We start from the raw sequence: 13060 nt of genomic DNA, 5'->3' as shown, positions 1-13060 counted from the left end.
TTGGTGATAGCGACAACCGTGAGTTAGGAGGCTTTCATATCTAGAAAGTATTAATGCTGCATTCCAGATCCATCATCCGACATATTCATATCACCGTCAAATGACATGTCCATCATATCGCCATCTATCCTAGTGGTTAGCATCGTGTACTGAGCTTCATCTAATTCAGGTAACGATCTGATAAAAGCAACCATTGCCCACATTCTAGCGTCATCATGGGACGCGCCCCACGTAGGCATTCCAGATGCCATAATACCGTGCTTGATTGCCCAAAAGCCTTGCTTTGCACCGTCTTCTGTTTGATAACGTTTGACAATATCAGCCTTGGTAAAGTTGGGCGGCTTTGGATATAAGCCCTCACTAAAGTCAGTTTGTGCCACTCCCGGAGACAAGTGACAGCCTGCACACATATCCTTATAGTCCGCGCCCCCAGAGCTGATATCGACCTTCTCTAAGTCTGGTACCACAATATCTTTACTGGCATTTGCTATGGAACGATTGCGAGCGGTTTCCAAAAAGCTAAACATCATTGGGCTATGCTCTTGGTCAGCTCCCACATTGACAACACCACTAGTAACAACCGCAAACACGCCAACGATTGCCACAAATACGGTAAAGAGCGCACCCAATAAAAATTTCATATGTTTTCCTAAAACTTTATTTTCGTTAAGTGTTGACTGCTATTTAGCAGAGCTAAAATTTTTAAGATTTACTGTCGTTAGTAACGCAGTTTTTTTGGTACATTTGCTTCATTTTACCCATGTTAGCCATCATTGCTTTCATAGCAGGATCTTTCATATCCATCTTGCTATGATCCATTTTTTGCATCATTTGCATATTCTTTTGCATTTTTTCACAGTTCATTTGATCTTTTTTAGCATGCAATTTTGGATCATGCGCCATAGCTGAGGTCGATACGACAAGAGCGATGACCGTCATTGCGATTGATTTAGACAGTAATTTAAATTGTGACATGATTAATTCCTATTGTTTGGATTAAAGGTTATTGAGTTCAATAGCTGTTAAACCAGCCTAAATGATACATCATTTATTCTGACTGGCAGATGACGTTAAGATTACAATTCTGTCATTCTCACTGCTTTAGATTCTAATGCGCGATATATTCATTTAATATGGCTTCAGCATTACTATCACGATCGCTACCATATTTTTTCACAAAATACTTTTCAGACTGCAAATGTTGATCTTGATGTTGAACCTGACAAGCCACTCTGGCGTCGACATAACTTTTCTTTTGCTCTTTGGACATTTGTGCATCATTATGATCTGCGTTTCTTGCAAAACTAGTGAGCGCATCACAATTACCGAGAACAGAAGCATCTAAGTTTGTGGTATGCGCATTGGCCGCTGACATGCCCACTAACATCGATACTGAAAGCAAAGCTGCTTTTTTTAATGAACTATAATTTTTCATATAAGACCCTTTAAAGATAAATAACAAACTGTTTAAGTAGGATAATTGCTTTACCGTAGAGGCAGTCTGTATCAGAGACAAGCCAATATGCGGAGTTGATTTAGAATACTAAATGGTGGCTGACAGCTAGATGACACGGATATTACATGTTCGTTAGGAACAGCATAATATTGTCATCTTCTTGTCATTAAAACCAAATACCAGCATCTGTCTATATCCAAAGAACACTGTTATAACAAGGGTTCCTGATAAATATATGGCTGATAAGCTAACAATGTTAGTGATACGCTGTTGACAACTATAATGATATAAAGGTAAGCAACGATGAAAGTACTGTTAGTAGAAGATGAGAAAAACCTTGGAGAATATATTAAGAAAGGCTTAACTGAGGCCGGTTTCATCGTGGATCATCACATGACAGGTTTAGATGGCTATCATGCGTTAATGACTGAAGATTTTAGTGTGGTTTTGATGGATGTGATGCTGCCTGACGTCAGTGGCTTTGAGTTGGTACAGCGCTACCGAGCTGCTGGAAAGCATACGCCAGTTTTATTTTTAACGGCTAAAGATGATTTAAGCGATCGGATCAAAGGTATTGAAATTGGTGGCGATGATTATCTGACCAAGCCTTTTGCTTTTGATGAACTGATTGTTAGAATAAAAAGCCTATTGCGCCGTGCCAATCAATCTGATTATAAAAGCTCGGTCATACACATAGCTGATCTGAAAATGGATATTGCCAAACGCACCGTTCATAGAGGCAACACTAATATAAAATTGACTGCTAAAGAGTTTGCTTTATTACAACTTTTCTTAGAACGTCAAGGTGAGGTACTGCCGCGCACTGTGATCGCCTCGCAAGTATGGGATATAAACTTTGAGAGTGATACGAATGTCATTGACGTGGCTATAAGGCGCTTGCGGATAAAAATTGATGATGGATTTGATATAAAGCTGATTCATACGGTACGCGGAATGGGCTACAAGTTAGAGCCACTGAATGTCGACGTGGATAGTGGCATGGGCGACGATGACACCAACAAAGATGATCTAAAATAAAATGAGAGATAAATTTAAGAATCGACGCTGGCCTTTGTTATGGCGTACTGTTTTTTTACTGACAATATTTGTTGTTATCTCTCAAGTTGTTATTTATATATGGGTTCAGCGCTCTGTTAACGAGCACTTTGAGCAAATGGACTCAGAGATTATTACCCATGCAGCTTTTAACCTGCGTAAACGCATGGTGAATTTTAACGATCACATAGAACCTTTTACAGTGTCAAAGTCGCAAGCGCTAATTGATGCCAATCATCTACATTCTTCTTGGTTAGACTATGATTTAAAAACGTTAATATCAGACAAAAACGGCAATTTATTGTCCAGCGATCCCAGTAATTTCATCAATGATCTACCGGCAGATTTTAGCTTGTTACAACTATTGCAGGACTATCGCGATCAGCAGTTTATGATCAAGATAAATAATAGGCATTACCGAGCCATTATCATTACACATCAAGAGGTTTTGGCATTTATTGCTCTACCTATCGATGTGCATCATCAATATCTTATCCAGTTTAATCGCCAGCTGAGCTTGATACTTATCGCCATTACCTTATTATTGGTTTCAGTAGCAGCACTAAGTGTACACTGGGGTTTTGCTCCCCTAGCTACTATCGTACAAAAGATGAAAGGCATTAATCTTCAAAGGTTAGATGAAAGAATTGTGGTTGGCGATATGCCGTTAGAATTACGTCCACTAACGGAGTCTTATAATTCTATGATGGTCAAGCTTGAAAGTAACTTTGAATCATTATCACGGTTTTCAGACAATATCGCCCATGAGCTACGTACGCCAATAGCGACGCTGAGTACGCAAACGCAAGTCATGTTAACTAAGCCAAGAGAAAGCGACGAATACATTGAGCAATTGCATCATCAGCATGATACGTTAAAGCAGTTATCCGCCATGATTAACGATATGTTATTACTGGCAAAAACTCAAAAAGAGCTGAGTGATTCGCAAATCAGTCATGTCGATATAGAGAGCTTGATCACAAAGCTTATAGATTATTATGAGATGATTGCTGAGGATCGTGAGATAATCTTTGAAAAATCGGGTGATTTTAAAACAGTACTAGGTGATAAAGGCTTATTGCAACGGCTGTTTGCCAACCTGATGTCAAATGCGATTTATTATGCGGCTAGTAATAGCACTATTATGATATCCGCTACTGTCCTCACTTCAAGCACCTCGCTTAATGCGCCAAAAGACGATATTCAATCCCCAGAGCAGCTCTGGTTAAGAATAACTATGACCAACCGTCTAGACAAACCATTAAATCAGATTGAAGCCGATAAACTGTTTGAGCGATTCTATCGTCATGATAAAACGAATACGATGCATTCAGGAACAGGCTTAGGCTTATCTATTGTGCAAGCTATCGCCAATGCTCATAATGGCAAAGTTAGTATTACTATCAAAGATGAGTGTCTTTTTGAGGTTGCTGTAAAGTTGTTGATTGCCAGGTAGTAAATACCTTCATACTGTCTATGAACGAGCCTTTCCTAAATTTCGTGTAAGTACTTCTACAATCTAAATGATAGTTACACACTTTTTAGGAAAGGCTCGACAATGCAAGAGCTAATCTTAGCATGGGAAATATATCAAAATTTTTAATTCCTATACCTCCTCTAGCTGAACAACACCGTATCGTTGCTAAAGTCGATGAACTAATGGCTATTTGCGATCAGTTAAAAGTTAAGCTACAGCAGTCTCAAGAGACACAGGTTCAGCTTACCGATGCGTTGATTGATAGGGCTTTAGGGTGAGTTTTAATGTTGGAGCAATCACGTTTTATATGCCTTAGTACAACTAAAAGAAATAAACAAGACCTTCTATTAGCAGTGATATTTTAAAATCAGGTATAATAACCTTGTATGTATAACCCATATTGTGCAGAATTAAAAGTGCACAATGCTATTATAGCTATTAAGGCTATGTTATTAGGCGTCTTGTGCATAAATTAGGGGTTGTAAATTTCCTAGGCGTGCCTTTTAACATTGCGAGCTATGCGCTATTGACTCATATGATCGCGCAGGTGTGTGGTTTAGAAGTTGGAGAGTTTGTTTGGACAGGTGGTGATTGCCATATCTATCAAAACCACCGTGAGCAGGCTGAGTTACAGTTGACTCGCTCGCTATATAAACTGCCGACATTGTCTTTGAATCCTGAAGTAAAAGACATATTTGCATTTGAGTACGAAGACATTAGCGTCAATGACTATGAGTCGCACCCTGCTATCAAAGCCAAAGTTGCCGTATAGAGTTAGTCTGGTTAACTACGCTAAATAAGAGCAAAATTTAAGAATACAATAAAAAGGATATATTATGAGCTATGCCCATACCGAAGTTGCCCAAATCGCTGCTATTAGTAGCAATCGCTGTATCGGCAAAAACAATGAGCTACCGTGGCATATCTCAGCAGATTTGCAACATTTCAAAAGCATGACGACCAAAGAAAACGATAGCAAGATTCAAGGTATCGTGATCATGGGTCGTAAGACATTTGAGTCAATGGGTAGTAAACCATTACCTAAGCGTGTGAGCTTCATTGTCACGACACAGATGGATTATGCTGAGACAAAAGGTCTCGCAGATAGCAACAATGCTTATGTGGTACACAATCTAGACGATGCTCTGACACAAGCAGCTAGCCTAGCACATGGCGCGCATCTCGATACGATTTGGGTGATTGGCGGCGAGCGAGTATTTAGTGACGCTCTGATGTACACCGACCGTATTGAGCTGACTCATGTAGATACTGACATTGCTGATGGCGATGCCTTTTACCCTGAGCTGCCAGAACGCTTTAAAGTAGCAGACGAATCTGAGCAGATGCACGATGAAAAAAGCGATTTAAGCTTTAAATTTACCACTTATAAAGTAGAAGCTGATAAGTAGTAAAAGCTTATTAAAAAAGGGCAGTCTTGGATAATTTTACTTATCTGAAATTGCCCCTTTTTTTAATCTTCACACAGTCTTATTTATAGACAATCAATAAAAACTGCTGCTTGATAATATCTAATCCATTACTCGTGCAATACTTTATAAACCGTTTTTGCGAGTACTGGTCCGATGCCTTGTACGCCTGCCAACTCTTGCTGTGAAGCACCAAGCAGCTGCTGCATACCACCAAAGTGATTGAGCAAGTCACGACGACGTTTCTCACCCAGTCCCGGTATCACCTCTAGCACTGATGATGAGCGACGCTTATCGCGTTTTTTACGGTGAGCGGTAATCGCAAAACGATGCGCCTCATCACGAATATGCATCAGCAAATGCAATGCTTTGCTATCCATCGGTAGATCTAACGGCTCGTGATCTAAAAAGTGCAATACCTCAAGCCCAGCCTTGCGTCCTTCCCCTTTTGCCACACTGACGAGCAAGGTGTCGCCAAGAATACCCAATTCAGTCAATACTTCTTTGGCAATGCCAAGCTGACCTTTACCACCATCAACCAATAGTAAATCCGGCAATGGTTGTTTCTTGTAACGCCGAGTCAGCACTTGTTTCATCGCTGCATAGTCATCGCCACCTTGGATATCATGGATAGCATACTGACGGTAATCGCGACGGCGCGAGCCACCTTGGTCAAACACCACGCAGCTACCAATGGTCGCCTCACCCATAGTATGGGAGATATCAAAACATTCAATGCGATCAATCGTCCGATCGGTGACAGTTGACAATACGTCTTTTAGTGCGCCAAAGCGTGCATGCAGCTCTAGATAATCGCCAAGCTTGGTTTTTAGTGCATTACTGGTATTTAATGTTGCTAAGTCTAGCCACTCTGAACGGTGCTCACGCACATTGGTCTTGATGACCACCTTATTGCCAAAATGCGTTGCCAATGCTTCACTCACTGCTACCTGATCTGGTATCTGATGGCTCAATATGATTTCAGCGGGCAAATCATCGGTTACTTGGAAATAGAATGACGTAATAAAGGCCGATAGGTTATCTGCTAACGACTCACTACTGTCCACATCTGGGAAATAATTTTTTCCGCCTAGTACACGGCCGCCACGTACCGTCAGTACGTTCACACAGGTCATGCCAGCTTGACTGGCAATCGCAATCACATCTGCCTCACCTTGTACGGTATAGACCGCTTGCCTGGCTTGTACTTCGCGTAACATAGACAGCTGATCACGATAAAATACTGCTTTCTCAAAATCTAACGCTTCAGCTGACGCTTCCATTTTTTCAATCAGCGTACTATGGATATCGCTAGAGTCGCCCTTTAGAAAACGAATCGTATTGTTGACGTCTTCTGCGTACTCTTCTGGCGAAACTAAACCGACACAGGGCGCACGGCAACGTTTAATCTGATACTCAAGGCAAGGACGCTGACGCTGCTTAAAAAAGGTATTGGTACATTGACGCATTTGAAACATCTTTTGCATCAATACCAACGTTTCTTTTGCCGCATGTGCAGAGGGAAACGGGCCAAAGAATCGACCTTTTTGGTGATTGCCCTTACCGCGACCGTAAGCCAAGCGTGGATAAGGCTTATCGGCTGAGATAAACACATAAAGATAGGATTTATCATCACGCAGCAGCACGTTATAGGGCGGACGATGCTCTTTGATTAGATTCTGTTCAAGCAACAGCGCTTCGGTCTCACTACGCGTAATGATAGTCTCAATATTATGAATCCGCGCCACTAGCGCCCGTGTCTTTGGATGATCTATCGTCTTAGCAAAGTAGCTATTTACCCGACTTTTTAGCGACTTAGCTTTACCAACGTATAATATATCGCCGTTCTTACCTAGCATCTTATACACCCCTGGCAGGTTAGGCAGGCGTTTAATCAGATGCTTAAGACGGGCTTTTTTATCATCGACAGGACTCGATTCTGAGACATTAACCATAGAATTTATTGCTCTTAAAAATCTTAGTAATACTGCTAGTTATGGGGCGGGAGTCATTGTTTTACAAGCCAATTATTATCGCAGCGCTACCCATAAAAAAGCCAGCTTTCGCCGGCTTAGTTTGTTCTATTATCGTTTATCCAATCACATACTACTAATGACGGAAGTTTGCCATCAGTGCTGGGATACCCGGCAGCATACCGACGATAGCCATGACGCCTGTCAGTACCACGAACATAATACCCGGTATGATCCAGCGGCTCATCTTAGTCAAATTGGCACTACGTTCTTTAGAGCCGATCAGACCTAAGTTATCAAGCAACAATGTGAGCGACCAACCGAAGGCTGGGTTGACCAATGCCGATGCGAATACCACGATAGCAGCAGATTGCGTGGTTTTACCTTCACGCGTCATCTCCATACCAGCTTCTAGTAATGGAATAAACACCCCAACGATCAAGGCCACACACATCACTGGCTGCCAAATGGCCAAATCCATCGGATAGCCCCAAACCCCTGCGATAATACAAAATAGAGCCGTCAATAAAGCACCGGCAGGAATTGGACGTTTAGCAATCGCCGCAGGAACAATATACGTTCCCCAAGATGACGCAAAGTTGGAGCCGCCCAATACAGAGCCGACTACCTGACGAAATGAAGCACTGGTCATGGTGTCATCAATATCCATAAGCACTTTTTCAGTACGCTTAGGATAGCTGATTTTTTGGAACACCTGATGGCCCAAGAAATCTGGCGACCACATTGCCACGGCCAAAATAGCAAACGGCAGTACTACAATGAAGCTTTCAATCGTCGGCAGACCTAACATCCAACCTGTGTTTTCGCCCCACCAATACATTGGATTCATGTTTGGTAATCCTGGTGCTGTTTTGAACGCAAAAGGTGCACCCAATGCAAATGCAAGACCACCACCCAGCACACAGCTTAGCGGAACCGCGAGCCAGCGTTTTTGCCAATGCTCAAGCAATGCATACAGTAGGATAGTCGCCAGAATAATAAAGAAAGCAATATGCGACATGCCAATCCCTTCTGCCCAAGCGAAGAGGTTTTTGACCTGTGATGTGGTTCCGATAAAGCCCAAGTAAATCAATAGGCCACCGCACACACCTTTACTGGTTAAGTTGGCTAGTAGACTCCCCCCTTTACTAATCGCGAGGAGCAGACCAAAAGCACCGATAAGCAAACCAAAGGCCATCGGGTGCCCACCAGCTGCTACCACAATAGGAATCAAAGGAATAAGTGGACCGTGAGTACCAGCAAGGTTGGCCGTCGGCAATAAAAAGCCCGAAAATAAGATAATAAAGAAGGAGACGATCAATAGCTCGTAGCGTACGTTTTCTAGAACAAACGCATCACCTAAGCCGAGTGGACCTGCAAAGGTTGCTGCAATGGCGCCCACCATAACAACTTTACCGATGGTCGCGGCCATTGCTGGAATAGTATCTTCGTATTCAAAACGGTAATCACGGAATGGTAAATTAGGACGCCAGCGTTTCGGCTGCATGATTTGTAATTCATGGTTTAAGTAAGCATCACGACTGTCAAAACTAGAACTGGGCTTATGCAAATCTACATAACTGCCTTGTACTTGACTGTCGTGGTTTACGTTCGAGGTCGGCGGATTAGACCCTGAAGAGGGGGTCTGAGGGTTACTCATCACATTTCCTTGTGTCGATTACGTCTTTGATTGACTACACACGCTCTGCTCTAATGTCATAGACCAAAGCGCCTATTACAAACTGCGAACTATTGTATGCCAAGACTTGATGAAATGCGAACCTAAAACCATTTAAAGATACTATGTATCTCATTATAATATATAAACTAAAGTTTCTATTTGAGACAAAATTAACCTTAATAGAAAACCATGAGGAAAAAATCTCTCTGTTATGGACTTTGAATTAGGATAAATGACCATTTTATTGATAATGATTTGCATCTAGATGATTTTTTATCACATAGATGAATAGCAAAGATAGTTATAATAAATAACGATCGTTACTTATAAGTGGGCATAAATATGTCATTTCGGTTACGCTTTAGAGCTAGCGGGCTGAGTACTTTTTAATTATGATAAATACTTTTTATCGATTTATTTCTCAGTGACACTGTGTAAAACCGCATTATTGATACAATCAAAAAATTGAGAAAAAAGGCAACAGGACAAGTTTATGAGCGTATTACCTACCAACCTTGAGACCTTGAAACGTCGGGCCAAGCAAAGCATCATGCCGCTGCTGACACCGCACTTATTAAAGCTGCGCCTTAATACTTATGCACCATACATTGGCGCAGGTATCAAAATCGATCATATCAGTCTCGATCAAGGTTTATGTGTGGTAAGCATGGGACTAAATACTCTGAACAAAAATATCGTCGGTACTCAATTTGGTGGTAGCTTGTATTCGATGGTTGACCCTTTTTATATGCTCATGCTGATGCATCAACTGGGTAGCAACTATGTAGTGTGGGACAAGAGCTCACACATTGATTTTGTCGCGCCTGGCAATAGCAAAGTCACTGCGCGCATGAAAATACCTAGCTCTGAAATTATTACTATTCAAGATCTAGCAAAAGAAGGCGAAGCGGTATTCCGTGAATATAAAGTCGATATCGTTGATGAGCAGCAAAAGCTCATTGCAACCGTTACCAAGACTTTATACATTAGACTGCGCAAATACAGTAAGTCCAAAGAGCAAGTCAACCGCATCGATACATTTGATGCTCAATAAACTTTAGCTTATAACTGGCACTATCAGAGCTGATAAAACTCAAATTATTAATGCTATACATACAAAAACCCCAATCTAGCTTGCGCATAGATTGGGGTTTCGTCTTTTTTGGTATGGCCCGCTTATTTATAAATAAACCTATGAATAAGGGCTTGTATCTACTATTACCTTGTCTTGAGCCAATCCTAAAATTATAGGACTAATTCAAAACGGCAAACTTGTGCTTAGATACCAGGTGCAGTATCAACTGCATCAGGTACACCAGCGTCAGTTTTTTTCTGAGCTGGACGTGGCGCAAGTTTTTCGCGGATACGTGCTGATTTACCAGAACGCTCACGTAAGTAGTACAGTTTCGCACGGCGAACAGCACCGCGGCGTTTCACTTCAATGCTATCGATGATTGGTGAATGCAATTGGAATGCACGCTCAACACCAACGCCGCTTGAGATTTTACGTACGGTAAACGCTGAGTTTAGACCGCGGTTACGCTTAGCAATTACAACGCCTTCAAAAGCCTGTAAACGCTCACGCTCACCTTCACGTACTTTTACTTGTACCACAACGGTATCGCCGGGTGCAAAGTTTGGGCGCTCAAGCAATTGAGCGTTTTCGATGACCTGAACCAATGGATGCTTGTTGCTCATGAGAGTTATCTCCTCACATTAGATAATAGAGGCTTAACGCATATCACCTGTTTGTAATAATTAATCGCATCTCTTTATAGTGAGACACAACGTAAATGGGTTATAACCAACGGCCACTATGTGATGACTCGTTTTATTATTGCTCAAAATTCTGTTTCTTAACTGTTTATCAAACCTAGTAACAATAAAGTCAGATTTTAAAAATCTACTTTTTATCTGCTTTGGCCAATGCTTTCAGCCACTTTGCTTGCTCTACCGTTGGAGTAAACGCTTGCCATAAGTCTGGACGACGCGTTTGCGTACGACTGACTTGCTGACTAAAACGCCACTTAGCGATATTGGCATGGTGACCTGAAAGTAATACCTCAGGAACCGCCATACCCGCAAACTCATGCGGCTTAGTATAGTGTGGACAGTCAAGCAAGCCATCGACAAAAGAGTCTTGCTCCGCTGACTTGTCATCACCCATGATATCGGGCAGACGACGTATCACACTATCCATCAGCACCATTGCTGGCAACTCGCCACCAGTCAACACGTAATCACCTAACGATACTTCCATATCAACATATTGTGATAGTAAACGCTCGTCAATACCTTCATAACGACCGCATAATAAAATCATGCCATCGTAATCAGTCATATTGACTACGCTACTCTCACTAAGCGTTTGCCCTTGCGGTGACATATAGATCACCGGACAGTGCTCACTATCGACACGGCAACCATGTTGACTGGCACGCAATCGTGCATCCTCAATGGCTTTCGATAATGGCTCAGCCATCATCACCATCCCAGGACCACCCCCATAAGGGCGCTCATCAATACGGCGATAGTTATCGGTGGTATAATCACGTGGATTGATGCATTCAATCGTAACTTGTTCTTGAGTCACTGCTCGGCCTGTGATTCCAAATTCACAAATCGTGGTAAACATCTCAGGAAAAATACTAATTACGGCAAAATACATCTGATGTCTACTTGCGTTAAGGCTAAAACAATCGGTGTAAGTACTAACAACATCTGACTAAAAAGCCAGAAACGCTATTAGTAATCACTTGGCCATGCCACAAGCACTGTTTTTTCAGTCATATTGACTTCTATCACAGTTTGCTTATGCCATGGAATCAGGCGTTCTTCATTGTCCAAACTGTCTGAATTTGCCGTTACACGCATGATGTCATGGGCACCGGTTTCAAACATTTCAGTGATATTACCTAGATACTCATCCTGCTCGTTCATCACGCGCAGACTGACCAAATCCGACCAATAATATTCGTCTTCAGCTGTTTCAGGCAGGACGTTTTGTTCGACCCAAACGGTAACACCGTTCATAGTCTCAGCAACATTACGATCAGGAATCTGCTCAAATTGAGCCACAATTCCTGTTCCTTGCTCACGCCAAGCTTTCACAGTCAAAGGTTTCATGCCAGTGGCAGTTTTCATCCACCACGGCTTCATGTCGAATATCGCTGTACGGTCATCCGTATCACTGAATACCCAAAGCCAGCCTTTAATGCCGTAAGGCTTCTTAAGCTGACCAATTTTCATAAGGGCACTAGCGTTTGGAACAGATGACATAGCAGCTAACCTAACAATGATTAAAACAGCAATTGCAAAAACAATTGCGTCAAAAGCGATAAACAGTTAATGGCGCACCCTGGTCAGACCAGTTACGCTATGTATTCTAAAGTCTACTGAGTCATATCGTAGTTTTGCTACGAACGTCTCAATAACAACCAAAACTTAAGCAGTTGCTTCAGTTTGAGCTGCAGACTTGTTGTAAGCTTTTGCTAATGAAGCAACACGATCTGAAGGTTGTGCACCTTTTGCGATCCACGCATTGTACGCTTCCATGTTTAGGCGTACTGCTTCTTCAGACTCTTTAGCGAGTGGGTTAAAAAAGCCGATGTTTTCAATATAGCGACCGTCACGCGCGCGGCGTTGATCAGCAACAACTACTTGATAAAATGGGCGTTTCTTGGCACCGCCCCGTGCTAAACGAATAACAACCATGTGAATTCTCTCTTTCGCAGGTATACCAAAAAGGGCATAATTATATCACAGTCTTTATTTGTTGAAAACATAAACTGTGCATATTTAATTATTTATTAACAATAGCTTAAATGTCGACCTAAGTAAAATATAACTGATAATAATAGTTTATTTTTAAAGTTTTTCTTTAAGTTCTGTAGACTCCTATGGTTATTTCTAAAGGTTTTACAGTTATTAGATGGTCTCACCCTTAAGTTTAACTTTATACCTATTCCAATAACTATCTGGCTCGCTCGT

13 protein-coding genes and 2 pseudogenes are annotated in these 13060 nt (G+C 41.8%); 6 read left to right on the top strand and 9 right to left on the bottom strand.

Going from position 1 to position 13060, the window contains the following annotated elements; translation table 11 throughout:
• Positions 1 to 50: 50 nt before the first annotated feature.
• The 3 genes from ACQKCG_RS06635 to ACQKCG_RS06625 all read right to left on the bottom strand — a co-directional run bounded on the left by ACQKCG_RS06635 (position 51) and on the right by ACQKCG_RS06625 (position 1435).
• Positions 51 to 641, bottom strand: a complete 591-nt coding sequence (locus ACQKCG_RS06635) for a c-type cytochrome (RefSeq protein ID WP_101205938.1) — start codon at positions 639 to 641, stop codon at positions 51 to 53.
• A gap of 61 nt (positions 642 to 702) precedes the next feature.
• On the bottom strand, positions 703 to 975 hold the full coding sequence (locus tag ACQKCG_RS06630; RefSeq protein WP_101205939.1) for a hypothetical protein: 273 nt from the start codon (positions 973 to 975) through the stop codon (positions 703 to 705).
• Positions 976 to 1108: 133 nt separating this feature from the next.
• Positions 1109 to 1435 carry a hypothetical protein gene (locus ACQKCG_RS06625; RefSeq protein ID WP_101205940.1) on the bottom strand — a complete coding sequence of 109 codons (327 nt, stop codon included), beginning with the start codon at positions 1433 to 1435 and terminating at the stop codon, positions 1109 to 1111.
• Between the two features lie 324 nt (positions 1436 to 1759).
• Between ACQKCG_RS06625 and ACQKCG_RS06620 the strand changes: the two genes are divergently transcribed.
• The 5 genes and pseudogenes from ACQKCG_RS06620 (at position 1760) to ACQKCG_RS06600 (ending at position 5398) form a co-directional block, all read left to right on the top strand.
• On the top strand, positions 1760 to 2494 hold the full coding sequence (locus ACQKCG_RS06620) for a heavy metal response regulator transcription factor (protein WP_101205941.1): 735 nt from the start codon (positions 1760 to 1762) through the stop codon (positions 2492 to 2494).
• Between the two features lies 1 nt (position 2495).
• Positions 2496 to 3968: an ATP-binding protein gene (locus ACQKCG_RS06615; protein WP_011959982.1), complete on the top strand. Its 1473-nt coding sequence runs from the start codon at positions 2496 to 2498 to the stop codon at positions 3966 to 3968.
• A 119-nt stretch (positions 3969 to 4087) separates the two neighbouring features.
• Positions 4088 to 4267 (top strand): annotated as a pseudogene (locus ACQKCG_RS06610) (restriction endonuclease subunit S); the annotation flags it as partial.
• Between the two features lie 209 nt (positions 4268 to 4476).
• A pseudogene (thyA, locus tag ACQKCG_RS06605) lies at positions 4477 to 4761 on the top strand (thymidylate synthase); the annotation flags it as partial.
• Positions 4762 to 4825: 64 nt separating this feature from the next.
• The gene (locus ACQKCG_RS06600; RefSeq protein ID WP_101205944.1) at positions 4826 to 5398 is read left to right on the top strand and encodes a dihydrofolate reductase; all 573 of its coding nucleotides are present in this window, start codon (positions 4826 to 4828) and stop codon (positions 5396 to 5398) included.
• A gap of 128 nt (positions 5399 to 5526) precedes the next feature.
• On the opposite strand, the gene uvrC is transcribed toward ACQKCG_RS06600, so the two are convergent.
• Together uvrC and ACQKCG_RS06590 are read right to left on the bottom strand one after the other, a co-directional pair.
• Positions 5527 to 7371, bottom strand: coding sequence for an excinuclease ABC subunit UvrC (gene uvrC / locus ACQKCG_RS06595; protein ID WP_101205945.1), 1845 nt, complete (start codon positions 7369 to 7371; stop codon positions 5527 to 5529).
• Between the two features lie 154 nt (positions 7372 to 7525).
• Positions 7526 to 9049: a DUF3360 family protein gene (locus ACQKCG_RS06590; RefSeq protein WP_101205946.1), complete on the bottom strand. Its 1524-nt coding sequence runs from the start codon at positions 9047 to 9049 to the stop codon at positions 7526 to 7528.
• A gap of 514 nt (positions 9050 to 9563) precedes the next feature.
• On the opposite strand from ACQKCG_RS06590, the gene ACQKCG_RS06585 reads away from it, so the two are divergent.
• Positions 9564 to 10124 (top strand): DUF4442 domain-containing protein, encoded by a 561-nt coding sequence (locus ACQKCG_RS06585; RefSeq protein ID WP_101205947.1) that lies wholly within the window; start codon positions 9564 to 9566, stop codon positions 10122 to 10124.
• Between the two features lie 224 nt (positions 10125 to 10348).
• On the opposite strand, the gene rplS is transcribed toward ACQKCG_RS06585, so the two are convergent.
• The 4 genes from rplS to rpsP all read right to left on the bottom strand — a co-directional run bounded on the left by rplS (position 10349) and on the right by rpsP (position 12784).
• Complete coding sequence (gene rplS / locus ACQKCG_RS06580; protein WP_101205948.1) at positions 10349 to 10768, bottom strand: 50S ribosomal protein L19; 420 nt, start codon at positions 10766 to 10768, stop codon at positions 10349 to 10351.
• Between the two features lie 205 nt (positions 10769 to 10973).
• Complete coding sequence (trmD, locus tag ACQKCG_RS06575) at positions 10974 to 11738, bottom strand: tRNA (guanosine(37)-N1)-methyltransferase TrmD (protein ID WP_101205949.1); 765 nt, start codon at positions 11736 to 11738, stop codon at positions 10974 to 10976.
• Positions 11739 to 11815: 77 nt separating this feature from the next.
• Positions 11816 to 12349: a ribosome maturation factor RimM gene (gene rimM, locus ACQKCG_RS06570; protein WP_101205950.1), complete on the bottom strand. Its 534-nt coding sequence runs from the start codon at positions 12347 to 12349 to the stop codon at positions 11816 to 11818.
• Between the two features lie 165 nt (positions 12350 to 12514).
• Positions 12515 to 12784 carry a 30S ribosomal protein S16 gene (rpsP, locus tag ACQKCG_RS06565; protein WP_021812802.1) on the bottom strand — a complete coding sequence of 90 codons (270 nt, stop codon included), beginning with the start codon at positions 12782 to 12784 and terminating at the stop codon, positions 12515 to 12517.
• Positions 12785 to 13060 lie beyond the last annotated feature (276 nt).

Origin of the sequence: Psychrobacter sp. NPDC078929 (assembly GCF_050267985.1) — a bacterium.
In the GTDB taxonomy this organism is placed as follows: domain Bacteria; phylum Pseudomonadota; class Gammaproteobacteria; order Pseudomonadales; family Moraxellaceae; genus Psychrobacter.
This window is presented reverse-complemented; position numbering and strand designations above follow the sequence as displayed.